Here is a 26,428-nt window from a genome sequence, read left to right on the forward strand (position 1 = left end):
TCGCAAGCGCCGCGCCCGCCTGGGCACAGCGATTCCAGCCTATTGCGATCCTGGGGAAACCGCCGGGCACTGGTCGCGTTCGCCGTCTTCACCCGACCCCCGATAAACGTCGCCAAACACAGGTCGGGTCCGGCAATCTCGCCGAATCTTACCAGCGAAATCGCCAGGCTGCACCCGGCGTTTGCAATTTCACCGGTGATGCCGCGCCCTGACCGCCAAGGCCACCGCCATGAGGTCCACCACTGCCTGCCGCCAACCGAGACCGTAGTGTATGTAGTCCCCGCGGCGAAGCGCCCGCCACAGCAAGCCGGGGGCGCTCAGCGGCTCGATGCGCATCCGTGCACGCTGGATGATGAAACGGCACTTGTCGTCGAGGGCCGCCGGCAGCGGATCTGTCGGGGCCAAGCCGCGAGTGGCCAAGCGCGCGCGCAGCGTCTGGAAATTCTGCGCCTCCCGGCGGCAATAGTCTGCAGTCTGCTTGCGGGCATAGGCCAGGGCCTGCGCGAGTCCCTGGCGGGCCACGCCCACCTGCTGATTGCGGTGGCAGCGGTACCGGATAAGCGGCTCCGCGATGCATACCCCTCGCCCCCGTGCCTCCAGCAGGAATGCGATGAAGTAATCGTGGATCCACCCCGGCTCGAAGGGGAGCGTTCGGATCAGGTCCGCACGCCTCACCGCTAACGCGGCGCCGGTGACAACGTTATGCCGGAGCAAGACCCTCAACCCCTCGCCACTGCGATAGGCGGCTTGTTCGGCCGACGTGAAGCCCACGCTCGAAAACAGGGTCCCGGTTACTGCATCGCCATCCTCGTCGATGAGCAGACCATCGGAGAACACATAGGATGCATCGGAATTTGCAGCGAAGGTCTCGACCACACGGGCGAGACGCTGGGGCAGCCAGAGGTCGTCCTGATCGGCAAAGACCACCAGGTTACCGCGGCAACGCCGCGCCACCTGTTCAAAGTTACGGGTCGAACCCAGTCGCTCGCGATTGCGTTCAAAGCGCACCGCCATGCCGGGATGGCGCTCGGCAAACGCGCCCACTACGGCCGCAGTATCATCGCGCGATTGATCGTCGCCTATGACGAGCTCGTCGGGCCGACACGTCTGTGCCGCGATCGATTCCAGTTGAGCATCCACGTAGCGGGCGCCATTGTAGGTCGTCATGGCCACCGAGATGCTGACTGGTGCAGCAGCGCCACGCGACTCGGGAACGCTCAGAGTGGGGGACATCGGGGTGCATGCTCCGCCAGGTAACGATAAAGAACCAAGGTGCCCAAGGGGACTGCGCAGCACAACAGGGCCAGCGCCTGGGCCAGGGCCACCCCCACCGGACCCAACCAGGTGCCGGAGAGAAACGCCAACGGCAGAAATATCAGGGTCGTCACCCCGGCGACCACGACCAGTTTGCGCTGCATGGACAGCGCGCCAAGTAGCACCAGCAACCAGGAAAAAAGGCCAAGACCCAATGCCTGGAGACAGGCAGCGGCAAGAAGACCGGGAGTGGAAAAACCGGCGGCCCCCATCCACACCTCCACGAACAGAGCGCCCAACAAGCCGATCCCTGCGGCAGCCGCGGCCCATAGCCCTAATACCAACATCAGGGTGTATCTTGCCGTGCGCGCAATCCACTCATAGTCCCGCCGCTGCGCCGCTTCCCCGAGGGCCGGCCAAAACGGCAGCAATACCGCCTGAAATACGGCGACCAGCAACAACGGCAGGCGGCCGACGGACGCAAAGGGACCCACCGCGTCCACCCCATCGACGGAGGCCACGATCACGTCGGGTGAGCGCAGCAGCAGGATGGCGGCGGCATCGGTCAGGAAAAAGAGAAGCCCAGTCTTCATGAGGTTCGTCAGGGTCTTGCCGTCCACCAGCGCCCACCGCGGGCGTGGCATCAGTCCGGTCGCGAGCCCCAGCCACCAGAGCGTCAGGCCGCCTAGCAAGGGAGCCGCCAGACTGAGTCCACCGACCACCCACAGCGGCTGTTGCAGCCGCATCGCTATTGCCATCGCCGCGAGCCCGACCAGACTCGCGGCACTCATGATCATATGAACCAGGTCGCCGCGCTGATGGGCGAAGATGGCGAATCCGGCGAGCATGGCAGGCAACGCCAGAACCGACACGGTGAGCGCCGCCGTGGCAGTAGCCTGCGCCAGCCTGAGGGAGGCGTCACCGTCGGGAAGCCCACTCCAGGAGACGAGGGGAACGAAAAGCACGATGATCAGCAGCAGCCCCGCCGCCGCGCAGGCCACCAGCAGGGCACTGGCGGAAAACACCCGACAGGCGGCCGGTCGGTCAGTGTGCGCCAGTGCACCCAGTCTGGTGAGAAGAACCGCGGTCTGCCCCATATTGGCGACTGGGACCCAGGTCGTCACCGCAAGTATGGTCATCCACAACCCATACTGCTCCCTCCCCACATAGCGAACCAACATCCCGAGCGCGACGAGTTGGGTGGCAGCGTATACGCCTTGATAGATCACCCCCCACACGCCGGTCCGTCTGGCCTTGGATCCGCGATCTTTGCGTAGACGAGTAAGGTCATCCACTGGCCGGGAGTCTAACGCAGGGCCATAAGCACGAGTTCGCTGCCTTGGTCACGCCCGACGCCGATCCGCTGGTAGAGCGATTCCAGCACCTGCTTGACCTGCGCGCGCGTCCACAGCGAAAGGCCCGGCCACTGCCCCCAGTGATAGGTCCCCTCCTCGTGTAGTTTGCTGCTGGCGATCTCCGTCAGGGCCACTGCCCGTGCGGTGCTGATTACGCGGATCTCGCGGAAACCGACCGAGGCCGCTAGAGCGGCCAAGCTCTGCGGGGTGAACAGGACCAGATGGCGAGGCGAGTCCAGGTTCAGCCAGTCGGCGCCATGGTGTCGGTGACACCGTGCCCGGGCATTGGGAGTGACCGCGACCAGCGTCCCACCGCCGCGCAGCACGCGTCGCGACTCTGCCAGAAATGCTCGCGGATCATGCACATGTTCGATGACATGGCTCGATGTCACGGCGTCGAAGGTCTCGTCCGGAAAGCCCGCCGCGGCGAGGGTGCCTTGCTTCACGTCCAGATCGCGCCGACGGGCCGCCGTGACCGCCTGGGCGTCGACCTCCACCCCGCAGACCTGCCAACCCAGGTCGCGGAGAATCTCCAACGCCTCGCCGTCCCCGCACCCAACGTCCAAGAGCCGGCCGCCCCCATATGCACTGGCCGGCAGATAGCGCACCAGCAGGTCCAGATGAGCCGCGAGTCCCGGATAGAGCATCGCCAGCGCGGTCGCCAGGTGTTTACCCGGCCAGGGCAGGCGGCTTGCGGAAAACCCGTAGCGCGACGCCGCAAGTTCCCTTGCCAATGCGCGCACGGTCCTCTTCACGAAGGTACGCTGCTGCGCGTCGCCGTGGGTGTAATAGTCACCGTAGGCCTTGCCGATGTCAGCCAAGGTGGGTCGCGGGTCCAGCCACAGGGTACCGCACGCGGGGGCGTCACACTCCCTGATCGTCCATGAACCTGGGGCGCCGAACAGCCGATCGGTCAGGTCCCGATACTTGGGTGTACCGCTACCCCCACAAACCACACAGGTAGGATGGGGCTCGGTCTGAATGTGATCGTTGCTGGTCATGTTGATCCTGGGAGTGGCAGGGTGCCCCATTCGGCAGGCGCCGACATAGACGCTGATGCAGCGCTTCGGGCCCCCCGCGCGAGCGTGGTGCACTCGATCATGCCCCTCAGCGCAGGTACAGCCGGTAGAATGCCAGGCGCAACAGGTTATTCAGCGAGGCCATGACGTGCGCCGCCATGCGATCGGCAAAACCGGGCGCACTGCTGAGGCGCGGACCCACGCGACTGATGAAGGCCAGGAACTCCTTGCTCTGCGAGCGGCCGATCGCCACGCTCCACTGCTGGGCGGAGACGCGGAATCCGGCCAGCGGCTGTGGACAATACCAGGCATCGCCATGGGCGAGCAACCGGAACCAGTAGTCCAGGTCGATGACATAGGGATAGGTCGCATCGAAGGCGCCGATCCGTGCGGTCAGCGCGCGGCGCATCAGGACCGCGCCCGGCTCGCCGAGCAGGTTGGTGCCGCGGCGGATGCAGGAGCTCATCACCGCGGCGGCGGCGATGCGGCCCTCCCGGCCGCCCGGGTAGCCGCGCCGGGTGAGTCGGCGGCCGTCGGGACCAAGCACGTCGCGTGCACTGAAGGCCAGCGCGAGGCGCTCGTCAGGGTCCGCTTCGAGTACCGCGACCTGGCGCTCGAGACACTGCGGCGCCAGCACGTCATCGTGGGGCAGCAACTTGAAATACTGTCCACGGGCCTCGTTGAGGCAGCGGTTCCAGTTGCCTGCGGGCCCCAGGTTGACGGGGTTGCGCAGGCAGATCAGGCGCGGGTCCGAATAGCCGGCCAGCACCTGCGCAGTCTCATCGGGCGAGTGGTCGTCGATTACGATCAACTCGAAATCGGCGAGGCTTTGTGCCAATACTGAATCGATTGCGGCCGCCAGATGCGCGGCCCCGCGGTAGGTCGGTATCGCGACCGACACCAGCGGTACGCCATCACCGTTCAGGCTCACTAGGCGACGCTCTGATAGTAGAGGTTCTGGGGGTGGCGGGCGTCGGCAAAGAAGTACCAGCGCTCGGCGAGGAGCCCGATGAACTGGGCGCCGAAGGCAATAATCGGCAGGGTTGCGGAACCGATGAGATAGGCGGCCGCCAGCAGCAGCAGCGGCACGGGGAAGACCAGGACCAGGAAGCCCAGGCGCACCAGGCGCAGCGTGGCCGGGCTGCGGCCGTGGAAGAACTCCCGGGTGTTGAAGGACCCGCCGGTGGCCCCTTGCGCCTTCTGGACCACGGTCTGATGGCGCACGCCAATGGCGGTCTGGACCGTGCTCTTGGGTTTCAAATGGTCGTTGCGGTAGAGTGACGACCAGCGGGTCACCAGTGCCATCAGGGTAAAGATCACCCCCCAGACGCCATAGACGGCCACCAGCGCATTGCCGCTGTAGGCGGCATAGGCGCTCGCCAGCAGGAACCCCGAACTGAGCCCGAAGAGGGTAAAGTTCGCCACCGTGAGCGGGGAGCGCCACTCCGCGAGAAAGGGTACCCCGGCGTAGACCATGGCGGTGCAGACGAACAGGGCGAAGACCGCCAGGGTGGCCGCCAGGCCGAGTACGAGACTCGGGTCCACCCGCAGCCAGTTACCCAGGGTGAAGAAGGGCGTCGTGAAGCCCAGCGCGTGGGCGAGCCCGTAGGCAGCGATGAGGCCCATCGCCACGGGCAGGATCACGACCTCCCGGGACAGCCAGGACGCATGCCAGCGGGCGGGCGCCCGCCAGGCGCGCAGCGGCCGGCCCAGATGGAAGAAGGAGGCGATGAGCCCGGCCGCCAGCAACAGCAGGGCCAGCAGGCTGCCGACGGCATAGAAGGCCGCCCCCTGGGTCGGCAGAAAGTTGGCCAGGGCATGGACCTGGCCGGTGAACAGGGCGAGGAACAGCCCCTGGCCGGCGCCGATCAGGGTGGTAAGGAAAATGACTGAGAAGGCGGGGTGCATGGGGATTCAGTGACCAGTGGAAGTGGGTAGTGGCCAGGCCGTAGGGTGGACAAGCGATAGCGCAGTCCACCGAGCCCCGCGCCGCCGCTGGTGGACTGCGCTGCGCTTGTCCACCCTACGATGCCTAACGATGGCGCGTGGCCGCAAATGCGACCAAGGCCCATGTGGCATACCGACCCCAACGGGGTCGTACATACCAGCCCAGGGCAACGCCCTGGGACGGTGTCGTTTAATCGGCCCAGCCCTGTAAGGGCGTGACATAAGGACCTGCATACTCCGTCATCCTACCAAGTGACGTCGTCCAAGGTCTCCTCACCCTGATAGGTCGTGAGGTCCTCCTTGTGCAAGGGGTTGTCGGCGCGCAGGAGTTCCTCCGGGTCGATGTAGATCCGGGTCTTGCGCCGCGGCAGGTAGTGGTTCGCCGGATGGGTGCCGCACTCGGGCAATAACTGGTAACCGCCGCGCTCGCGGATGGCAATGGAGACCTCCGAATCCGGGTCGTGCACGTCGCCGAAGAGCCGGGCACTGGCCGGGCAGGCCAGAACACAGGCGGGCCGTCGCTCCCGCTCGGGCAAGGTCAGGTCGGTAATGCGGTCGATGCACAGGGTACACTTCTTCATTACCCGTTGCTGCTCGTCCACTTCCCGGGCGCCATAGGGGCAGGCCCAGGAGCAATATTTGCAGCCGATGCACTTGTCGTAATCCACCAGAACGACGCCGTTGTCCGCCCGCTTGTAGGAGGCGCCGGTGGGGCAGACCTGCACACAGGGCGGCTCTTCGCAGTGCAGACAGCTCTTGGGGAAGTGCACCGTCTCGGTGTCCGGGAAGGTACCGACCTCGAAGGTCTGAACGCGATTGAAAAAGGTCCCGGTGGGGTCCGCGTCATAGGGATTCTCATCGACCAGCGGTCCCGCCCAGCCGGAGGTATTCCACTGCTTGCAGGAGGTCACGCAGGCGTGGCAACCGACGCAGACGTTGAGGTCGATGACCAAGGCCAGTTGGGTCATGGGCGGTTCCTTCTCATTTGGTGTTGCGCGCCGCGATCGGTATTCGACTCACGGCTGCTTAAGGGCGGTCCCGATCGTCGTCTTGCGGACCATCGTCGTCCTCTTCTTCGTACTCATCGATCAGCAACTCCTCGGCCAGGTCGGACGGCTCGACCTCCAGGCCCTCGAGCTCCGCGTCCCAGTTGGTCCCGACCAGGACCCCGTCCTCGCTCATTCCGGCGAGCCAGGTATCAATGAAGAGGTCGAGCTTCAAGCTGGCGGGGGTATAGCCCGCCCAGTCGTCCGTGCAGTGGATGGCGGCCTGCTCCGCGGTGGACCAGAAGACATAGACGTCCGTCTCCTCATACTCGACGGACTCGCACACGGCCCAGCCGTGGTCGGACTGCAGGCCCCACACCAGGCCGCTGGCACGGACTTCGCGCACGAAGCAGTCGTGGTTCGCTTGAGGATCGACGGAGGAGTCTGTCATGGTGCCACCTGGTTGGGGAAGTACGTCAGTACGGGAGTTCGGAAGTACGTTGGTAACGCGTCAAGAAAAGGTTAAACACAAACACCATCGTCGTTGTCGTTGTCGTAATCGTAATCGGAGAAGCGATGCAATCCGGGGTGCGAGAGAATCCAGGGCGCTGCGATAACCTCGATTACGACAACGACAACGACAGGACCGGACGGGGCATCCGCCCCGTCCGGAACGTTTTCGCGCCATCCCCGAAAGCGCCAACGATGCGACTTGCCGAGGTTCCTTAAACGTTCGGGACGGGGCGCATGCCCCGTCCCGCCAGAGTCACGCTCGCCCTCCGCCCGCACTAACGCACTTTCTTAGCGAACAACCCCGCGACATACGCCTGCCACCTGCCGCGGCGGGGCTCCTGACCGGGCAGTATGGGCATGGGCGGAAACTGGGGGGAGGTCTCTTTGGGTTCGTCGGCACCGGCCTTGTAGACCCGCACCCGCACATCGAACCAGGCCGCCTGTCCGGTCACCGGGTCGGCATTGGAATAGTGACCGCCGCTCGCGTCGGCGGGGAGTTCCTCGCTGATCAGGTGATTGAGCAGGAAACCCTTGCGGGATTCGTCCGCCTGCTGGCCCAGACTCCAGGCGCCGGCGGCCTTGCCGATGGCGTTCCAGGTCCAGACGGTGCCGGGTTCCACGGCCTCGGAGAAGCGGCACATGCAGCGCACCTTGCCATGGGCGGACTCCACCCAGATCCAGTCCCCGTCGCCGAACCCGTTGGCCGCCCCGACCCGCGGGCTGACAAAGAGGTAGTTGTGGCTGTGGATCTGGCGCAGCCAGGCGTTCTGGCTGTCCCAGGAGTGGTACATGGCCATGGGCCTCTGGGTCAGGGCGTTGAGCGGATAGCGCTCGGTGTCCACGCACCCATTCTCCAGGGGCTCGTAGTAGAAGGGCAAGGGGTCGAAATAGGTCTCGACGCGCCGCGCCAGCCGCTCCGGGGGCCGCCGGCCGGGCCGCTTGCCCTGGGCAGCCAGGCGGAAGCGCTGCAGCACCTCGGAATAGATATGGATCAGGATGGGGTCCGAGTACCGGGTGATGCCGTGGACGTGCGACCAGTGCAGATAGCCCTGGTTCCAGTTGCGCATGTATTGGTAGGAGCGCGGCAACTCGTGGTGGTAGAAACAGCCGTGCTCGGCGTAGCGCTCCCACTGCAGCGGATTGGGTTCACCCTTGAGGAACTTGTCGCCGTCCTTGCCCCGCCAACCGGCCAGGAAGCCGATGCCCGAGCCCGGGGAGGTCTCGTAGTTGACGATGAAGTCGGGGTAATCGCGGAACTTGCGGCTGCCGTCCTCGCGCACGAAGGCGGGCAGCTTGAGCCGCGAGCCCAGTTCGATCAGCACGTCCTGAAAGGGCCGACACTCGCCCTTGGGGGGCAGCACCGGGATGCGCACCGAGTCCACCGGGCCGTCGAACTCGGAGATCGGGCGGTCCAGCATGGAGAGACAATCGTGGCGTTCCAGGTAGCTGGTGTCGGGCAGCACCAGGTCCGCGAAGGCGACGGTCTCCGAGGAGAAGGTGTCGCAGACCACCAGGAAGGGGATCTTGTACTGTCCCTCCACGCCCTTGTCGGTCAGCATCCGGCGGACCTCGACCGTATTCATGGTCGAATTCCAGGCCATGTTGGCCATGAACAGGAACAGGGTGTCGATCGGATAGGGGTCACCGCGCCAGGCGTTGGTGATGACGTTGTGCATCAACCCATGAACGGCGAGCGGATACTCCCAGGAGAAGGCCTTGTCGAGGCGCACCGCCTCCCCCTGCGCGTCCACGAACAGGTCCTCCGGTCGGGCGGGCCAGCCGAGCGGCATCCCGTCGAGCGGGGTGTTGGGCTTGACGCACTCGGGACCGGTCGGGGGCTTGGGACAGGGCGGGATGGGCCGCGGATAGGGGGCCTTGTGGCGAAAACCGCCGGGCCGGTCGATGGTCCCCAGGATGCTCATCAGGATGGCGAGCGTGCGGGTGCTGTGGAAACCGTTAGAGTGGGCGGCCAGACCGCGCATGGCGTGGAAGGCGACCGGGTTGCCGGTCACGGTGGCGTGCTCGTTGTCCCAGCAGTCGGTCCAGGGGATCGGCAGCTCGATCTTCTGATCGCGCGCCGTCACGCCCATCTCGTGCGCCAGGCGCCGGATGGTCGCGGCCGGGATGCCGGTGATGGTCTGGGCCCACTCCGGCGTGCACTCGGCCACCCGCTCCTTCAAGAGTTGAAAGGCAGGCTTGACCGGGGTGCCGTCCTCCAGGATATAGCTGCCCATCAGGTGCGGATCGGCGCCCTGGGTGTGGGTGAGGACGGCGCCGGTGCGGCGATCCCACCAGAGCTTGTTCTCGGGGTCGACACAGGCCCGGTCCACGTCGGCGTCGACCCGCCGGAAGAGCCCGTGGTCGGCCCGTGCGGGGTCGTCCACCACCAGCTCCGCGGCGTTGCTGTACTGGATCAGGAAGTCCCGGTCATAGAGCCCGAGCACGATCAGCTCGTGGATGAGGGCGAGCAGCAGGGCGCCGTCGGTCCCCGGTTTGATCGGCACCCACTCGTCGGCGATGGCCGAGTAACCGGTGCGGATGGGGTTGATCGAGATGAAGCGACCGCCCTGCCGCTTGAACTTGGAGATGGCGATCTTGAGCGGATTGCTGTGGTGGTCCTCGGCGGTGCCGATCATCACGAACAGTTTGGCGCGGTCGAGATCCGGTCCGCCGAACTCCCAGAAGGAGCCGCCGATGGTGTAGATCATCCCCGCGGCCATGTTCACGGAGCAGAAGCCCCCGTGGGCGGCGTAGTTGGGGGTGCCGAACTGCTTGGCGAAGAGGCCGGTCAAGGCCTGCATCTGGTCGCGCCCGGTGAAGAGCGCGAAGCGTTTGGGGTCCTCCGCCCGGAGTTTGCCCAGTCGCCGCGTCAGCAGTTCAAAGGCCTCCTCCCAGGAAATCTCCTCGAACTGCGAGGTACCCCGCTCCGCCCCGGGCTTGCGCCGCAGCGGCCGGGTAAGACGCGCCGGGGAATATTGTTTCATGATGCCCGACGAGCCCTTGGCGCAGATCACCCCGTGGTTCAGCGGGTGGTCGGGGTTACCCTCGATGTAGCGGATCTCCCCGTCGCGCAGGTGCACCCGGATGCCGCAGCGGCAGGCGCACATGTAGCATGTGGTCTCTTTGACCTCGACCCGGCCGACGCTGGCGTCCGAGTGGGTGGTGGGGTCTTGCATGGAGCGACCTTGCGGCAGGGAAACAATTCAGGGGATTCTAATATTCTTCCGCGACCCGGCGCAAACCCGCTCACCGGCCCGGCCGGTTCGCGCCCCCGCTCACCCCGCCGCTGCGACCCCGCCGCGCACGGGGAGTGGACGCACCCGACCCTACCGGCCCAGTGCCCGCCGCGGTCTTTCACCCGCGCCACCCGCCACCGCCGCGTCCGGTCTTGCCGGCCCTTCCACCCCAGCCCCGGGCCGACGGCCGGCGCCACCAATCGCCTTGCCCGCCGCCCGTCGCGCGACGTAAGATAAGCAGTATAAGTACATCAACAGGTACTTAATCCGGTTTACGGATGGTTGAATTTTCCGTCCATCGATGCGTGTTCGATGACCTGGACCTGGAGGTCTCAGCCATTCCTGCAACCAGGGATTCTGACAATCACAAGTAGTCGACACCTCCGATCGTGTCGGCGCGGGTTCGAAAAAGGGGGGACAAGGCCGATGAAACTGGTTGATCCACATGGTGGGGGCGATTTGCTGCCACTGCTGCTCGAGGGCGAGGAACTCGCGCAGGAGCGTCGGCACGCGGCCACGCTGCCCAGTCTGCGCGTGAGTCAACGTGAGAAAGGCGACCTCATCATGCTGGGCATCGGCGGCTTCACGCCGCTGACCGGCTTCATGTCGCACACCGACTGGCAGGGCGTCTGCGATGGGATGAGAATGGCCTCCGGCCTGTTCTGGCCCATCCCGATCACCCTCTCGGCCGCCGCGGCGGCGGCCGATACCATCATGATCGGCGGCGAAATCGCCCTCACCGACCCGGATGACGACAGCATCCTGGCGACCATGCGTGTCACCGAAAAATACGCCATCGACAAGTTGCACGAATGCGCCACCGTGTTCCAGACCACCGACCCGGCGCACCCCGGCGTCACGCTGGTGATGCAACAAGGCGAGGTCAACCTCGCCGGCCCGGTCAAGGTGCTGTCCACCGGCGGCTTCCCCGAAAAATACGGCGACCTGTTCAAGACCCCGAAAGAGACCCGCGCGCTGTTCACCGCCCTGGGCTGGTCGCGGGTCGCGGCCTTCCAGACCCGCAATCCGATGCACCGCTCGCACGAGTATCTGGCCAAGGTCGCCATCGAGACCTGCGACGGCGTGCTGATTCACTCGCTGCTGGGCAACCTCAAACCCGGCGATATCCCGGCCGAGGTGCGCACCAAGGCCATCGGCACCCTGGTCGAAAACTACTTCGTCAAGAATACGGTCGTGCAGGCCGGCTACCCCCTCGACATGCGCTATGCCGGCCCGCGCGAAGCCCTGCTGCACGCGCTGTTTCGCCAGAACTACGGCTGCTCGCACCAGATCATCGGGCGCGACCATGCCGGCGTGGGCACCTATTATGGCCCGTTCGACGCCCAGCATATCTTCGACCGCCTGCCCGTCGGCGCCTTGCAGACCCAGCCCATGAAGATCGATATGACCTTCTGGTGCTACAAGTGCGGCGGCATGGCCACCGGGCGCACCTGCCCCCATGCCGATGCCGACCGGCTGCAGGTGTCCGGTACCCAGTTGCGCAAGTCGCTGTCCGCCGGACTCGACGTGCCGCCCGAGTTCAGCCGTGCGGAGGTGCTCACGATTCTGCGTGAATACTACGCCAGCCTTGACAGCCAGTGATCTCGTGTACACTCCCAAACCTTGAACGAGGAGAGACAGCAATGCCGACCTATGTAAGAACCGACAAATGCGATGGGTGCAAGGGTCAGGACAAGACCGCCTGCATGTATATCTGCCCGCACGACCTGATGGCCCTGGACAAGGACGGCTCGGCCACCGGGCACGCCATGAAGGCCTGGAACCAGGAACCCGAGCAGTGTTGGGAGTGTTATTCCTGCGTCAAGATCTGTCCGCAAAACGCGATCGAGGTGCGCCATTACGCCGACATCGTGCCGCTGGGCGGTTCGGTCCAGCCGCTGCGCGGCTCCGACTCGATCATGTGGACCATCAAGTTCCGCAACGGCACCATGAAGCGCTTCAAATTCCCGATCCGCACCACCGCCGAAGGCTCGATTGATCCCTACGGCAACAAGCCCATGCCCAAGATCGCCGACCTCGGCGCCCCCGGCGTCTTCACCAAGGAAATGATGGGCGGCTATCGTGCCGGCCGGCCGGACGAACTGATCCGCCGCTGAGCGGGCGTTCCAACCATCAACCATCCTGACTCGTTGCGGGACAGAGCGCGGCCCACGCGGTGGGTAGCCGCTGTCCCCAAACACTCCAAACGGTGAATGCGAATGTCACAAGGTACCTTTGAAGATCCCACCGTCGTCCAGGAAGAGCTGGACATCCTGCTGATCGGCGGCGGCATGGCCTGCTGCGGCGCGGCCTATGAGATGATGCGGTGGGCCGAGGCCCTCAAGGCCGAAACCGGCACTGAACTCAAGATCAAGCTGGTGGACAAGGCCGCGATGGACCGCTCCGGGGCCGTGGCCCAGGGACTGTCCGCGATCAACACCTACATCGGCTCCGAGCAGGACCCGGCCGACTATGCCCGCATGGTCTCCAACGACCTGATGGGCATCACCCGCGACGACCTGGCCTATGACCTGGGCCGCAATGTCGATGATTCGGTGCACCTGTTCGAGGAGTGGGGCCTGCCGATCTGGAAGACCGACGCCGACGGGGTGCGCCATGACGGTGCCGAGTCGCTCAAGGAAGGCCTGCCGCTGCTCAAAGACGGCGGCAAACCGGTGCGCTCGGGCAAATGGCAGATCATGATCAACGGCGAATCCTACAAGTGGATCGTCGCCGAGGCCGCCAAGAAGGCACTGGGCCTGTCACGCATCGAAGAACGCATCTTCATCGTCAAGCTGATCAACGACAAGAACGACCCCTCGCGCATTGCCGGCGCGGTCGGCTTCTCGGTGCGTACCAACACCATCCACGTCTATAAGGCCAAGGCCGTGCTGCTGGCGGCCGGCGGCTGCGTCAACCTGTTCCGCCCGCGCTCGGTGGGCGAAGGCACGGGGCGCGCCTGGTACCCGGTCTGGAACGCAGGCTCCACCTACGCCATGGCCGCCGAGGCCGGCGCCGAGATGACGATGATGGAAAACCGCTTCGTCCCCGCCCGCTTCAAGGACGGTTACGGCCCGGTCGGCGCCTGGTTCCTGCTCTTCAAGGCCAAGGCCACCAATGCCTACGGCGAAGACTATATGGTCAAGAACAAGGAGATGCTCAACGACTATCCGCCCTACGGCCAGGCCGCCGTACCCGCCTCCTGCCTGCGCAATCATCTGATGCTCAAGGAGATGAAGGAAGGGCGCGGCCCCATCTACATGGACACCGTCAGCGCCCTGGCCAAGCTGCGCGAGACCCTGACGCCCAAAGAGGTCAAGCACCTGGAAGCGGAGGCCTGGGAAGACTTCCTGGATATGTGTATCGGCCAGTGCGGCATCTGGGTCGGCGAGAACATCGAGCCCGAGAAGAAGAATTCCGAGCTGATCCCGACCGAACCCTACCTGCTCGGCTCGCACTCCGGCTGCTGCGGCATCTGGGTCTCGGGTCCGACCGACGTCGGTGCCCCCACCGCCGATGAAGGCGACTACGACGGCGTGCCGGCCCACCTGCCGCGCGGCTGGAACTGGGGCTATCGCTCCATGACCACGGTCAAGGGCCTGTTCACCGCCGGCGACGGCGTGGGCGCCTCCGGCCACAAGTTCTCCTCCGGTTCGCACACCGAGGGCCGGCTGGCCTCCAAGGCCATGATCCAGTACGCGCTGGACAACAAGGACTGGACGCCCGAGCTCGACACCCCGGTGGAACAGTTGGCGACCGAGATCTACCAACCGGTGCGCAACTACCTGGCAAACAAGGATTACAGTACCGCCATCGACATCAACCCCAACTACATCACGCCCAAGATGCTGCAGTTCCGCCTGCAGAAGATCATGGACGAGTATGTGGCCGGCACCTCCACCTACTACAACACCAACGACAAGATGCTGGAGGTGGCTGAATACAAGCTGGGGATGCTCAAGGAAGATTCGCTCAAGATGCGCGCCAAGGACCTGCACGAACTGCTGCGCGCCTGGGAGAACTACCACCGCATCATCACGGCGGAGGCCCACATGAAGCACATCCAGTTCCGCGAAGAGTCCCGCTATCCGGGCTTCTACTACCGCACCGACAAGAACTTTGTCGATGAGGAGAACTGGCATTGCTTCGTCAATTCCATCTACGACAAGAACACCAAGCAATGGACCTGCTTCAAGCGCAAGCACGTCGACCTGGTGGACAAGTCCAAGCTGTTCAAGGCCGCGGCCCACTAGGCCCCTGAGGCCCAGCGCGTAACGGACCCGGGGCCGGGCGCCGCAAGGCGTCCCGGCCCTTTGCTTGGCAAGGGGCCATTAGCGAGTGCCGATAGCATCGTTGTCGTTGTCGTAATCGCGGTTATTGTAGCCCCGTAGGATGGGTAGAGCGCAGCGAAACCCATCGTCTTCGCCAGCGCAAACCGCTGATCCTCTCGCCCCCTCAGCCGTAACCAAAGTCAAGCCCCACCAACGCCTTCAGCCACTTATTCCGTGGACCGACCACCAGGTAACCGCCATGCAAGATGCCCAGCCCCTCCCCTTCCCCGGCAGCCCGGTGGTCCCGCAAACCTTTGACGACGGCAAGGTCATCCAATTCCAGTGCCGCCCCGGCATTTCCTGCTGGAATGCCTGCTGCAGCAATATCGACATCTCCCTGACCCCCTACGACATCCTGCGCCTGAAGCACCGCTTCGCCATCAGTTCCGGCGAATTCCTGCGGGACTATACGGTCCCCTACGAGATGGAGCAGGACAGCATCGCCGGCGTCAAACTGCGCCCCGTCGCCGATGGCACGGCCTGCCGCTTCATGACCCCCGCGGGCTGCAGCGTCTACGCAGACCGCCCGACCGCCTGCCGCTATTACCCGGTCGCGCTGCTGTCGCTGCGCCGCCAGGACGAATACACCGACCGCTCCTCCTACGCCCTGGTCGAAGAGCCGCACTGTCTCGGTCACCAGGAGCCGCGCCCCATCAGCGTCGCCGACTACCGCAAGGAACAGGGGCTGGAAGACTATGACGATGCGGCGCGCGGCTGGCGCCAATTGATCCTGAAGAAGAAATCGTCCGGCCCCAGCATCGGCAAACCATCCAAGCGCAGCCTGGAACTCTTCTTCATGGTCTGCTACGACCTCGACCGCTTCAGCCAATTCGTCGCCAGCGACGGCTTCAGCGACATCTACGACCTGCCGGCCGAGGAGTTGAAGAACATCCTCTGCGACGATCTGGAGTTGATGCAGTTCGGCTTCCGCTTTCTGCGCCAGGTCCTGTTCGGCGAAGAGACCATCCCATTGCGGCGCGAAGCGGCCGAACAGCGCCGTCTGCGGCACATGGAGCGACAGCAGCGCCTCGCGACCGAGGCGGCGGCGCGCCGGGCCATGGAGCAGGACGAGATGTATGAGGACCCGGCTGAGTAACGAGTCAGGCACAAGTGAAACACAATCGTTGTCGTTGTCGTTGTCGTTGTCGTAATCGAAATCGGAGCAGCGAAGCACCTTGGGGTGCGAGAAAGTCCGGGGCACCACGATAACCTCGATTACGATTACGACAACGACAACGACACCCGTCGCGGCCGGGGGCCGCTCCTAAGTCGTAGGAGCGGCCCCCGGCCGCGACGGGTTGGGCCAAGGACCCGTGGCCGGAGTTATGATCGAGGCCAAAATAGTGGACCCCCGCACCTGACCCCAGCGCCCCATGACCCAACCGATCCCACAGGAACCACCCCCACCCGCGATCTCACGCGACGACTACGACTCGCCGTGGAAAGCCCTGCTCGACCGTTGGCACCGGCAGTTTCTCGAGTTCTTTTTTCCCGTGGCCGCCGCCGATATCGACTGGTCGCGTGGACATGAATTCCTCGACAAAGAACTGCAAAAAGTCACCCGCCGGGCGGTCGTGGATCGCCGCTATGTGGACAAGCTGATCAAAGTGTGGAGGCGCAGCGGCGATGAGACCTGGGTGTTGATCCACACCGAGGTCCAGGGCGAGCGGGACACGCACTTCGAGAAGACTACCATCGCTGTATCCAAACCATCGAGGAGGCAGAGCACATGCAATACGTGACCACTGCTGAGCGCATCGGGATCAAGAAGGGCCGGCAAGAGGGCCGGCGAGAGGGCCAACGTGAGTTGTTGGAGCAACTGCTGGCGGTGCGGTTTGGACCCTTGCCGGACCTGGTGGAGGCGCGGTTGGCGGGAGCCGAGTCGGTCCAGTTGGCCGCCTGGTTTCAGCGGGGGTTGACCGCGCCGACGTTGGATGCGGTGTTCGAGCCGACGTGAACCGGGGGGCCTTGATCATCGTTGCGGCCATCGCTGCTAACCCCTGGTCCAGGAATTTCTCTCACGGAGACACTTAAGACACGGAGAAAGACAGGTCCGGATCTCCGTGTCTTTGTGTCTCCGTGAGAGATTTCTTCTAACCTGCGTCGCTGCAGGGGCTTGAGCTTGCTGCCAACCCCCACTGCGCGACGCTGGGTACGCATCAGCCACCGGCCGGAACCATGATCAAGCCCAGGGGCTCCTACCGCCCCTGCATGACCTGATCGACCGGCGGCGGCCCGACTGATTCCCTCGGCGAGACGACACGCCTCGCCCGCCGATCAGGCAGCAGGCAAGCAGTCATATCAGCGCCCAGTCGCCAGATGGGCCGCTTCCGGGGCCTTGCCGGCAGGTTTCCGGCAACCATAACCAACATTTATTTGTGTCTACCTGACCTGGATCAACGAACAGCCGTTGCAAGCCATCAACCCTTTGGCGGTACTAGCGTCCGCCAGGTGGGAACGTTAGGCTAGGAACTCATGTCAAAACTTCTGGGCTTCATCGAATTAAAATTGCGCTTTCTTCCGAAATCTATGGCCAGCAAGATCGCGGCCGAAGTGCTAGCCTTTGCTCTAGACAAGAATAATGATGAGTCCGAAAGAGTACGTGCAATTGCAGTTCTCGGTGTCACCCGTTACGCATCTGAGTTCTTGAGCGCGTTTATCCGGATTGCTACTGATCTCGAGGACTTCAGGCACCCCCGCCGTATGGCCTTGTCGAATTTAAAGCGCGAGGCTTCGGATGCAAGAAAGAACAGCGAGGACGAAGAGCATAAGACTGATGCCTTAATATTGGTGATATCCGGAAATTACTTTGACAAAGAACGTGCGCAAAGGGCGATTGACTTTGACATTATTGAAGAAGAGTTTCGGCGCTGGGCTATAGAGTTTAGTGATTGCCGAGATGATAGAATTGTCTCTGCCATTGCAACTGTTCTTCGCGACAAGTCCGAAAGCTTCAGTTTCCGGTCAAGTATCCTCCCGCTGGTTAAGTTGACACCCCAAGATCGCACATATCTAACCTTCACTAATGCGCTCATCGATATTGCCCTAGATACCACGCAGAATAGTACTCTAAGGTGGTACGCTGAGGGACGCTTAGATCCGGAGATTCACAAAGACGTACTATTGCGTCTGATGAACGATGCGGACGATGACGTCAGAAAAGGCGCCATTTGGATGCTGAATAACGCATCGATAAAACGAGCGGCAGGAAAGGGACAATAGGCCAAACAGAGTAAAGGGGTCTGTACCGAATGGCACTGACTTAAGCTGCAAGCATCGCAGAAATAACTGGTTGCGATGCGGCGAAGCACGCGAAAAATCGCTCCGGACCGGGCAGAAGCCGGGAAACACGGCGGAAAAAGCCGCTTCCACTCAAGTGACTGCTAGCCGACCCTCCCGTAACTAGCTGATTTGTCGATGCTGCGGCTTAAGTCAGTGCTATTCAGGTCAGTACCCTTTAAGGAAGAAATGGGAAGAAATGGCGCCAGACCACGGCTTCAACGCCGCCGCTGGCTGTCGGTTGCTGTAACATGATCGTGGAGAAAGACCGTGGGTACGCCATACGAGACCGATATCATTGTTTGGGCCGACGAGCAGGCGGCATTACTGAGAGCGGGCAGATTTTCCGACATTGATATCGCGTGAATCGCCGAGGAGATAGAAGACGTGGGCAAGAGCGAGCGGCGAGAGTTGGGAAGCCGGATGGCAGTTCTCTTGGCTCACCTGCTCAAGTGGCAGTTCCAACCTGGCCGCCGCGGCTCAAGCCGGCGGCGGACGATCAAGGAACAGCGCCGGAGTATCGCGGCGCACTTGCGCGAGACGCCGAGCCTCAAGACCGCGCTTGCCGATCCAAACTGGCAAGAGGGGGTCTGGGCGGACGCAACCGCTAAGGCGATCGATGACACCGGCCTTGATCTATTCCCCGAGGACTTTCCATGGGAGATCGAGAAGGTTCTTTCAACGGATTTTTATCCGGGGTGACGCCGGGGGTAAAGGGGGGTGAAGGGGTCGGTAAGGTCTTAACCTCGACAAACGGCCCTGATCATCACTCCGGCCACGCGCCTTTGCGGCAACCCGTCGCGGCCGGGGGGCCGCTCCTCCACCGCAGGAGCGGCCCCCCGGCCGCGACGGAGATCACCCCCTCGGTGGTCCTTGATCGTCGCTCCGGCAAGCGGCTACCTGCTGGAGTCCAAGGCCGGCGATGTCACGAGGACCGAGCGCTCAAGGCCTGCCGACCGGTCTTACAACTTACTTCTTGGCCGCAATCTCTTTCAACTTGGTCGGCGCAATGATATGCCCATCGAGCCCGGCCTCCTTGACGGAGCCGCCGTAGGCCACGGTCAGCAGTTGCGAGTAATAGAGCACCGGCAGGTTGAACTTGGTGCCGTGCTTGCGGTTGATCTCGGACTGGTAGACCTCGACATTGGCCTGGCACAGGGGACAGGGCGTGACGATCATCTCGGCGCCGTGGTCGTAGGCGGATTGGACGACGTCGCGCATCTGCTTCTGGCTCTTGTCCGGTTCCGAGAAGGCCAGCGCGCCGCCGCAACAGGTGACCTTCTGGTCGTAGGCCGTCAGTGCCTCAGCGCCGACGGCCTCCATCAGGTGGTCGAGGTACAGGGGGTTCTCGAAGGATTCCCCGGCGATCCCGAAGGGGCGGTTGGTCTGGCAGCCGACATAACCGGCACACTTGATGCCGCCGAGCGGCTTGACCACCCGCCGCTTGAGGTCCTCGTAGCCGAAGTCCTCGATCAATACCTCGACCATATGGCGCACCGGACCGCTGCCCTGGTAGTTCAACCCGGCCTCTTTCAGCGCCTCGTTGGCCTCGGCCTTGAGTTGCTCGCTGCCGTCGATCTTCTCCTTCGACTCGCGGGCATTGAGCCAGCAGGCGGCGCAGGTGGCCACGATGTCCTGCCCGGGCAGGTGCTTGGCCGCCAGGGTGAAGTTGCGCGCGTTCAGGACCAGGCGCTCCAGTTCACCGCCGCCGGCATAGGCGATCGAGGCGCTGCAGCAGTTCCAGTCCGGGATCTCGGTCAGCGTGATGTCCAGGGCCTTGCACAGCGAGGCGACCGAGGTCTGGAGGTTGGCCGCGGAGGCCTTGCGCTGCGAGGAGCAGCCGGGGTAGAACGCGTATTCCTTCTTGGCCATAATCATTGCCTCAGTGGTTTGGGGACTGACGCTGCGCTTGGAGGTCGCGGGCCTTTTTCAGCATCGCGGCGATACCCTTGTGGTCCTTGGAACCGTGGCCGCCGAACAGCTCGAACGGGTTGAGCCGCCCGGCCTTGACCAGCCCCAGCGCGATCTTGCGCATGGTCCAGCCTTGCTTGAAGCCCGCCACCAGTCCGTCCTTGAAGTACAGGCCCATGGTCAATTTGAGTTCGTTGACCCGGCCGGTCGTGGTGCAGTTGTTCCAGAACTGGATGGAAAAGTCGCGCGTCGGCTGCATCTTGGGCGCCATGCCCAGTTCTTGGGCATAGCTCGCGATGCCGTGCATGATCTGGGTGATCGGCAGCTTACGCGGGCAGCGCACCACGCAGTTGTAGCAGGAGGTGCACATCCACATCGCGTCGGACCCGAGCACCTCCGCGCGCTTACCCGCGCGGATCATCATAAAGATCTTCTGCGGCGTGTGCTCCCAGTAAGGGCCGAATGGGCAGGAGCCGGCACAGACGCCGCACTGCATGCACATCTTGACCCATTCGCCGTCTTCGACCCGCGCCTCGACTTCCTTGAGGAAGTCGTTGCGGTAGGGTGCCGCCGCGGCGGCGCTCTGGTTACCGGTCGTACGCAGTGCGTTCATCAGTTGAACCCCTTCAACGGCGACATGCCGATGGTCTTGATCGTCTCCGCATAGTCGTTGATCAGGGTCGCGACGCGCCGGCTGTCGGTGATCGCAACCTCAAAGCTGACCACCCGCTCCTTCTCCAGGCTCAACTGCTGGAGGGTGTCGTCGATCTTGCTCATGCGGTAATACGCCAGTTCCGACCCCTTGACGAAGTGGCACTGGTAATCATCGCCGCGCTTGCAGCCCATCAGCATCACGCCGTCCCAACCGCTGTTGAGGGCGTCGGTGAGCCAGATGGTATTGACCGAGCCCAGGCAGCGCACCGGAATGGCCCGCACGAAGGCGGAATAGACGATGCGTGACACGCCGGCCATGTCCAAGGCCGGATAGGCGTCGTTCTCGCAGGCCAGCAGCAGGATACGCGGCTTTTCGGAAAACTCGTCGGGCATGTCGAGCGACTTGATCTGGCTGCCCACCGTATCAACCGAATAGTTCTCGAACGAGATCACGCGCACCGGGCAGGCCCCCATGCAGGTGCCGCAGCGCCGGCAACGCGATTCGTTGAAGACCGGGAAGCGCCGCTCGTCCTCATCAATGGCACCGAACGGGCACTCCACCGTACAGCGCTTGCACTGGGTGCAGCCCTCCAGGCGGACGATCGGGTAAGACAGATCGCCCGAACGCGGATGGGCGGCACGGCCCTGCGCCGCGTTCTCCACCGCCTGGATGGCCTTGAGTGCCGCGCCGGTGGCGTCCTCGGTGGCCTGCAGCATGTCCATGGGACGGCGCACCGGGCCGGCCGCGTAGATGCCGGTGCGGCGCGTCTCGTAGGGGAAGCAGATGAAGTGCGAGTCGGCCAGCCCGGCCTTGAGCTGCGGCAGGTCGGGACCCTGGCGATAGGTCAGATTCAGGATGGAGGGCGGCAGGATGACGGGCGGCAGGTCCACCGGGGTCTGGTCTGCGCTCTGCTGGCCCTGCGGCGTCTGGCCCTCGGGCGCCGGCTCGACGAGGAGGTCGATGTCGACACCCGAGTTCGGCACCTGGCCGGTGGCCAACACCACCAGATCGGCGCCGAGCGTCACCTCCTCGTCCAGGATCAGGTCGCGGAAGTTCACGCTGCAACCCGTGCCCGCCGCCGTGACCGTGCTGACCTTGCCCTTGGTGAAGAGCACGCCCTTGTTCTGTGCGCTGCGGTAAAAATCCTCCCCCATGCCGGGCAGGCGCAGGTCCGTATACAGGACCACCGTATCGACATCCGGATTGACGTCCTTGAAATACATCGCCTGCTTGACGCTGGTGGCGCAGCAGTGACCCGAACAATAGGGCAGATGGGTGCCGCCCTCGTCGCGCTGGCCCGCACACTGAACGAAGACCACACTGCGTATCGCCTGACCATCGGCGCGCTGGATGGCGCCGCCGTTGGCGACCTTGGCCAGGTGCTCCAGACCGGCCTGATCGACCACCCCGGGCAGCCCGGCGCCCAGTTCGGGCAGCTTCGCCAGGTCATAGGTCGAGAAGCCGCTGGCCTGGACGATGGCGCCGACGGTCTCCTGCGTGATGGCGCCGTCCTGCGCTGCGATTTTCACCGCAAAGCGGCCCGGCGCCCCGGCCGTCTCGGCCAGGGTGGAGGCCAGATACACGCGGATCCTGGGGTGCGCGGTGACGCGCGCGACCAGCTCGGCCAGGCCCGTGTCCTGCGGCTCGGCATAGGGCGCGCGGAAGGGCACGCGCTTGTACAGCTTGGCCGCCCAGCCGCCGAGTGCCGGTTCCTTTTCGACCAGCAGCACCTCGTAGCCGGTCTCCGCCGCCTCGATGGCGGCCGTCAGACCCGACATGCCGCCACCGACCACCAGGATGCGCTTGTTCGAGGCGCAGTCCGGGTTGCCGGCCGGCACCGCCATCTTCTTGAGCTCGGCGCAACCCATGCGCACATAGTCGTCGGCCATCTCCTGGCGGACCTCATCATGCTCCGCGCCCGGCGCCAGGACCCACACCACGCCTTCGCGCAGATTGGCGCGCGCCATGGCGACCTCCGGAAACGCGAAGGCCTCGGTCTTGGCGCGGCGCGAGCAGGCCGCAATCATGACATGGGTGACGCCCTCATTGGCGATGTCATCGCGAATGCTCTGCACGCCCTCGGCGCTGCACAGGAAGCCGTGGCGTCTGACCACCTGCATCTTGCCTTCGCGCTGCGCCACCTTCTCCAGCGTGCCGAAATCGAGCACCTCGCCCAGGCCGCAGCCGGTACACAGATACGCCCCAAATTTTTTATCTGCCACCTTATGCCTCCTCGCTGGCCGTCTGGTGAATGACTTTCATCGCGCGCAGCGCCGCGGCGGTCGCGCTTTGCGCCGAGCGGTTCACGTCGAGCGGGCTGGCGGCGGAGCCGGCGCCGCACATACCGCCATCGGCCGAGCCCTCGATGAAGCCGCAGGCATCGGTGATCAGGTCGTCCGGCAGGATGATGCCGTTGGACTCGGGCTCCATGCCGATCGCCAGCACCACCAGGTCGTGCGGGGTGGCGTAGCGGTGGTAGCCCTCGGTGTCCACCCCGTGCAGGATCGGGTCGCCGTTGTCGGCCTGCGCGATGCGCGCGACCTTGGACTTGACGAAGCGCACGGTCGCATCGCGCTGCACCATCCGGTAAAAATCCTCCAGGCGATCGATGGAGCGGATGTCGATGTAATAGACCGTCGACTGCCCCGCGTCGCCCAGTGCCTCGCGCACATACTGGGTCTGCTTCAGGGTGGCCATGCAACAGATCCGCGAGCAGTGGCGCAGGTGGTTCTCGTCACGCGAGCCGGCACACTGGATGAAGGCGATGTTCTTCGCCTCCTTGCCGTCGGATGGCCGCAGCAGCTTGCCGCCGGTCGGCCCGGACGGGTCGGCCAACCGCTCGAACTCGACGCTGGTGATGACATTGGGGAAACGCCCGTAACCGTAGGGCTGGATCTTCTCGGCCGCGTAGGGCCGCCAGCCGGTCGCCCAGACCACGGCGCCGACGTCGAGTTGGACTGTCTCTTCCTGCATCTCCAGATCGATGGCGCCGATCTTGCAAGCCGCCTTCGCCAGGTCCGCATCGGCGGTGCCGATGATGGACGGGTCGAGCACATAACGCTGCGGATACGCCATCGCGTGCGGCAGGTACGCGGCCTTGAGCCGATCCATGCCATAGTTGTAGGGATTGGGGATCGTCGCGCTGACCGCGGCCGTACAATCGCCGCAGGCGGTACAGCGATCATCGACGTAGCGCGGACGGATCTTCAGCGTGGCCTGGTAGGCCCCACGCCGGCCGCTGATGCCCACCACCTCGGTCATGGTCAGCACGCGCACGCGCCGGCTGGCCTTGAGCCGCCGCAGATTGATCTCCAGCCCGCAGGTCGGATGGCACATCTTCGGAAAATAGCGGTACAGCAGCGCGGTGCGTCCACCCAGGGTCGGACTGCGTTCGACCAGGACCACGTCACGGCCGCATTCCGCCGCTTCGAGCGCCGTCGTCATGCCGCTGATGCCACCGCCGACCACGAGAATCGTCTGGCTAGTCGCGATTGGTGCCGTCATGGAATCTCCATTGCACAGGTTACGAAACGGTCAGGTACTTTGGTCCCGGCAGTCCGTCGGGGGCCGCGTTGGGGGTGCCGGATTGCTTGGCGAAGAGCAGGATCAGGGCCGGCATCCGGTCGCGCCCGGCGACGAGGCACGCCGCGTGTCTGGGGTCCTCGACACGCGGCCGGCCCAGCCACAGTGTCAGTCGCCCGAAGGGTGCCTCCCGGGAAATCCCCGACCCGGTCGAGGTCTGCGTCCGGGTGGAGACTGGGGTCCTGCATGGGGCGACCTGAACCTGAAGTGGCGGAGTGACAATTTAGAGGATTCTAATATTCTTCCGCGATCCGGTGCAAACCCGCGTTGCGGTGCTTGGCCGCCCACGGCCGGTTCCAGACCTTGAGCGCCGCCGCCGTCGCGAGCGATTTCGACGAGTCCGACCAGCCGGTCCTGGCCGGCGTGCGTCCCGGGCACCGGCTGCCGAAACGATCATCAAGGCGCTTGACCCTTGCTCGCACCGGCACCTAAGATCAAAACCAAGTTCTTTAGATAATGAGGTTTTCCGCGCAGGCGGGGGGATACAACGATGCACATCACCGGGATGCTGTGGGGGGCAAAGCTCCTTGAGTATGTGGACTATCCGACCGCGCAGGTGCTGGGTCCGGACGCGAGTGGCGCGCAGGTCAAGGACCTGATCGACCGCTGGGGTAGTGTGCTGATCAAGCCCATCTTCAAGGGCGGCATCGGCAAGAAGGGCAAGTCCGGGTTGATCGGGCGGGCGACCGACCTGGCCACTGCAATGCGCGAGAAGGAGCGGCTGTTCTTCGTCGAGCACCGGGTCGGCAATCAGGTGGCCAAGGCAGAGGGCGTCACCTTCGAGGGTGCCGTCCCGGCCGAGCACGAGATCTATGTGTCGATCGCGGACGCGACCCGCTACCGGGCCCCGACGCTGACCATCACCCACCACGGCGGCGTCGATATCGAAGGCCTGGCGCCCGACCAGATCGCGACCATCCCATTCGATGCCCTGACCGGCTTCAAGGGGTTCATCGTCGCCAATGCGCTGGACAGCATCGACGCGCCGCGCGAGATCATCAGCCCGCTGGTGCAGCACCTGCCGAAGCTGTGGGACCTCTTCAATAACTACGGCATGAGTATGCTGGAGCTCAATCCCATCCGCATGATGCCGACGGGTCAGGGGCGGTTGAGCCCCGTCGCCTGTGACTTCAAATGCGCCTTCGACGGCGACGACCCGACCTGGCATCGGCTGAGTCTGCCCGACAACCTGGAATCCGCGAGCGACTCGGCCTTCGAGATCGAGGTCAACGCGCTGCGGACCTACCAGGGCCAGTCGGACGTGTTCGTGATCAACGACCAGGGCACCATCACGGCCATGACCTTCGGCGGCGGTGCCAACGCGCTGGTCACCGAGTTGCTGGGCGACGCCGGCAACATCTCCTCGGACTTCGGCGGCAACCCGCCGTACGAGAAGATGTACGACATCAGCCGCATCGTCTACAAGTACTGGCTCGCGCAGAGCAACGTGCTGTTCATCATCGGCGGCAAGGCCAACAACACGGACATCTACACCACCTTCCGGGCCATGGCCGATGCCTTGCGGGACTATTTCAACACCCAGGGCCGGCGGCCGCTGTTCGTCGTCGTCGGGCGCGGCGGACCGAACCTGATCCGCGGTATGGCGTATCTCAGGGACACCCTCGACGGGCTCGGGCTGCCGTATCGGATGTTCGGCCACGACTCGGCCATGAGCGGCGTGGTCAATTACGCCCGCGACATCGACTCCTGGATGCGCAATGGGGGCCGTGCCGAGATCGGCCGCCAGATGGGCCTCTCAAGTAACGAGTCAGAAAGCGGTTAGACAACCAGCGTTCGTTGTCGTTGTCGTTGTCGTTGTCGTAATCGGATAAGCGATTCGCTTCGGGCATGAGCAGGCCGAAAGTAAAACGACGAGGTACGAGAAAATCCTCGCGGGTATCGTAATCTCGATTACGACAACGACAACGACAACGACTAAGCACAGCGATTGTATCAGTGGTTAACTTGTTCTTGACTCGTTACTTAACACAAGCCCGACCAACCCGCCCGCAACACGAGATTCGCTATGTCTGCCAACGACTCCCAGTTCCTCGGCGCCATGCGCCGCAAGGGTATCCCCGAGTTCCCCCATTATTTTGTCGGCAACGGTAACCTGGCCCAGCTCGCGACCCGCGACGACCGGGTGTGCGTACTGAACATCCTCGGCAACGAGAGCCGCACGGTGACCCCGATCAGCCATACCTACTCCGGCGGCAACGTGGTCTGCGGCGTGCAGCCGGGGCGCTCCGGCTCAGTGCTGAAGACCGAACTCAACGACATCCCGGTCTACAATACGGTCTCCGAGGCCCTGGAGGCCGGCCACCGCTTCAATGTCGCGGTCGTCTATGTACCGCCGGCCT

20 protein-coding genes and 1 pseudogene are annotated in these 26,428 nt (G+C 64.1%); 9 read left to right on the forward strand and 12 right to left on the reverse strand.

Going from position 1 to position 26,428, the window contains the following annotated elements; genetic code table 11:
* Positions 1 to 189: 189 nt before the first annotated feature.
* From THSYN_RS16465 to soeA, 8 genes are all read right to left on the reverse strand, one after another.
* A complete protein-coding gene (locus THSYN_RS16465) occupies positions 190 to 1,233 on the reverse strand; it encodes a glycosyltransferase (RefSeq protein WP_172965299.1) in 1,044 nt (347 codons plus the stop codon).
* Positions 1,218 to 2,483 (reverse strand): lipopolysaccharide biosynthesis protein, encoded by a 1,266-nt coding sequence (locus tag THSYN_RS34000; protein WP_157817736.1) that lies wholly within the window; start codon positions 2,481 to 2,483, stop codon positions 1,218 to 1,220. The genes THSYN_RS16465 and THSYN_RS34000 overlap by 16 nt, the downstream gene beginning before the upstream one ends.
* A 77-nt stretch (positions 2,484 to 2,560) precedes the next feature.
* Complete coding sequence (locus tag THSYN_RS16470) at positions 2,561 to 3,610, reverse strand: class I SAM-dependent methyltransferase (RefSeq protein ID WP_157817737.1); 1,050 nt, start codon at positions 3,608 to 3,610, stop codon at positions 2,561 to 2,563.
* Between the two features lie 106 nt (positions 3,611 to 3,716).
* Positions 3,717 to 4,559, reverse strand: a complete 843-nt coding sequence (locus THSYN_RS16475) for a glycosyltransferase family 2 protein (RefSeq protein ID WP_157817738.1) — start codon at positions 4,557 to 4,559, stop codon at positions 3,717 to 3,719.
* Positions 4,559 to 5,536, reverse strand: a complete 978-nt coding sequence (soeC, locus tag THSYN_RS16480; RefSeq protein WP_100920098.1) for a sulfite dehydrogenase subunit SoeC — start codon at positions 5,534 to 5,536, stop codon at positions 4,559 to 4,561. Before soeC ends, THSYN_RS16475 begins: the two co-directional genes overlap by 1 nt.
* Positions 5,537 to 5,820: 284 nt before the next feature.
* Positions 5,821 to 6,543 carry a sulfite dehydrogenase subunit SoeB gene (gene soeB / locus THSYN_RS16485; protein WP_100920099.1) on the reverse strand — a complete coding sequence of 241 codons (723 nt, stop codon included), beginning with the start codon at positions 6,541 to 6,543 and terminating at the stop codon, positions 5,821 to 5,823.
* A gap of 58 nt (positions 6,544 to 6,601) precedes the next feature.
* Positions 6,602 to 7,012: a DUF2750 domain-containing protein gene (locus THSYN_RS16490; protein ID WP_100920100.1), complete on the reverse strand. Its 411-nt coding sequence runs from the start codon at positions 7,010 to 7,012 to the stop codon at positions 6,602 to 6,604.
* A 337-nt stretch (positions 7,013 to 7,349) separates the two neighbouring features.
* The gene (gene soeA, locus THSYN_RS16495) at positions 7,350 to 10,250 is read right to left on the reverse strand and encodes a sulfite dehydrogenase subunit SoeA (protein ID WP_100920101.1); all 2,901 of its coding nucleotides are present in this window, start codon (positions 10,248 to 10,250) and stop codon (positions 7,350 to 7,352) included.
* A gap of 486 nt (positions 10,251 to 10,736) precedes the next feature.
* Between soeA and sat the strand changes: the two genes are divergently transcribed.
* From sat to THSYN_RS16530, 8 genes and pseudogenes are all read left to right on the forward strand, one after another.
* Positions 10,737 to 11,912 (forward strand): sulfate adenylyltransferase, encoded by a 1,176-nt coding sequence (gene sat, locus THSYN_RS16500; RefSeq protein ID WP_100920102.1) that lies wholly within the window; start codon positions 10,737 to 10,739, stop codon positions 11,910 to 11,912.
* A gap of 41 nt (positions 11,913 to 11,953) precedes the next feature.
* Positions 11,954 to 12,427: an adenylyl-sulfate reductase subunit beta gene (gene aprB / locus THSYN_RS16505; protein ID WP_100920103.1), complete on the forward strand. Its 474-nt coding sequence runs from the start codon at positions 11,954 to 11,956 to the stop codon at positions 12,425 to 12,427.
* A gap of 102 nt (positions 12,428 to 12,529) precedes the next feature.
* Positions 12,530 to 14,563, forward strand: coding sequence for an adenylyl-sulfate reductase subunit alpha (gene aprA / locus THSYN_RS16510; RefSeq protein ID WP_100920104.1), 2,034 nt, complete (start codon positions 12,530 to 12,532; stop codon positions 14,561 to 14,563).
* A 277-nt stretch (positions 14,564 to 14,840) separates the two neighbouring features.
* Positions 14,841 to 15,737 (forward strand): YkgJ family cysteine cluster protein, encoded by an 897-nt coding sequence (locus tag THSYN_RS16515; protein ID WP_100920105.1) that lies wholly within the window; start codon positions 14,841 to 14,843, stop codon positions 15,735 to 15,737.
* Positions 15,738 to 16,014: 277 nt separating this feature from the next.
* Positions 16,015 to 16,383, forward strand: coding sequence for a hypothetical protein (locus THSYN_RS35985; protein WP_236848582.1), 369 nt, complete (start codon positions 16,015 to 16,017; stop codon positions 16,381 to 16,383).
* The gene (locus THSYN_RS35990) at positions 16,371 to 16,598 is read left to right on the forward strand and encodes a DUF4351 domain-containing protein (protein WP_236848583.1); all 228 of its coding nucleotides are present in this window, start codon (positions 16,371 to 16,373) and stop codon (positions 16,596 to 16,598) included. Before THSYN_RS35985 ends, THSYN_RS35990 begins: the two co-directional genes overlap by 13 nt.
* 518 nt (positions 16,599 to 17,116) lie before the next feature.
* Positions 17,117 to 17,863: a hypothetical protein gene (locus THSYN_RS16525; RefSeq protein WP_100920106.1), complete on the forward strand. Its 747-nt coding sequence runs from the start codon at positions 17,117 to 17,119 to the stop codon at positions 17,861 to 17,863.
* A 327-nt stretch (positions 17,864 to 18,190) separates the two neighbouring features.
* Positions 18,191 to 18,622 (forward strand): annotated as a pseudogene (locus tag THSYN_RS16530) (DUF29 domain-containing protein).
* Positions 18,623 to 18,889: 267 nt separating this feature from the next.
* On the opposite strand, the gene THSYN_RS16535 reads toward THSYN_RS16530, so the two are convergent.
* The 4 genes from THSYN_RS16535 to THSYN_RS16550 are packed head-to-tail and all read right to left on the reverse strand — an operon-like array spanning position 18,890 to position 23,990.
* Entirely contained in the window at positions 18,890 to 19,792 is a 903-nt protein-coding gene (locus THSYN_RS16535) for a CoB--CoM heterodisulfide reductase iron-sulfur subunit B family protein (protein ID WP_100920107.1), read from the reverse strand.
* Positions 19,793 to 19,802: 10 nt separating this feature from the next.
* Positions 19,803 to 20,444 carry a 4Fe-4S dicluster domain-containing protein gene (locus THSYN_RS16540; RefSeq protein WP_100920108.1) on the reverse strand — a complete coding sequence of 214 codons (642 nt, stop codon included), beginning with the start codon at positions 20,442 to 20,444 and terminating at the stop codon, positions 19,803 to 19,805.
* Positions 20,444 to 22,708: an FAD-dependent oxidoreductase gene (locus THSYN_RS16545; protein WP_100920109.1), complete on the reverse strand. Its 2,265-nt coding sequence runs from the start codon at positions 22,706 to 22,708 to the stop codon at positions 20,444 to 20,446. The genes THSYN_RS16540 and THSYN_RS16545 overlap by 1 nt, the downstream gene beginning before the upstream one ends.
* Position 22,709: 1 nt before the next feature.
* Positions 22,710 to 23,990, reverse strand: a complete 1,281-nt coding sequence (locus THSYN_RS16550) for a CoB--CoM heterodisulfide reductase iron-sulfur subunit A family protein (RefSeq protein ID WP_100920110.1) — start codon at positions 23,988 to 23,990, stop codon at positions 22,710 to 22,712.
* A 568-nt stretch (positions 23,991 to 24,558) separates the two neighbouring features.
* Between THSYN_RS16550 and THSYN_RS16555 the strand changes: the two genes are divergently transcribed.
* Positions 24,559 to 25,851 (forward strand): ATP citrate lyase citrate-binding domain-containing protein, encoded by a 1,293-nt coding sequence (locus tag THSYN_RS16555; RefSeq protein ID WP_100920111.1) that lies wholly within the window; start codon positions 24,559 to 24,561, stop codon positions 25,849 to 25,851.
* Positions 25,852 to 26,428 lie beyond the last annotated feature (577 nt).

Origin of the sequence: Candidatus Thiodictyon syntrophicum, assembly GCF_002813775.1 — a bacterium.
Classification (GTDB): Bacteria; Pseudomonadota; Gammaproteobacteria; order Chromatiales; family Chromatiaceae; genus Thiodictyon; species Thiodictyon syntrophicum.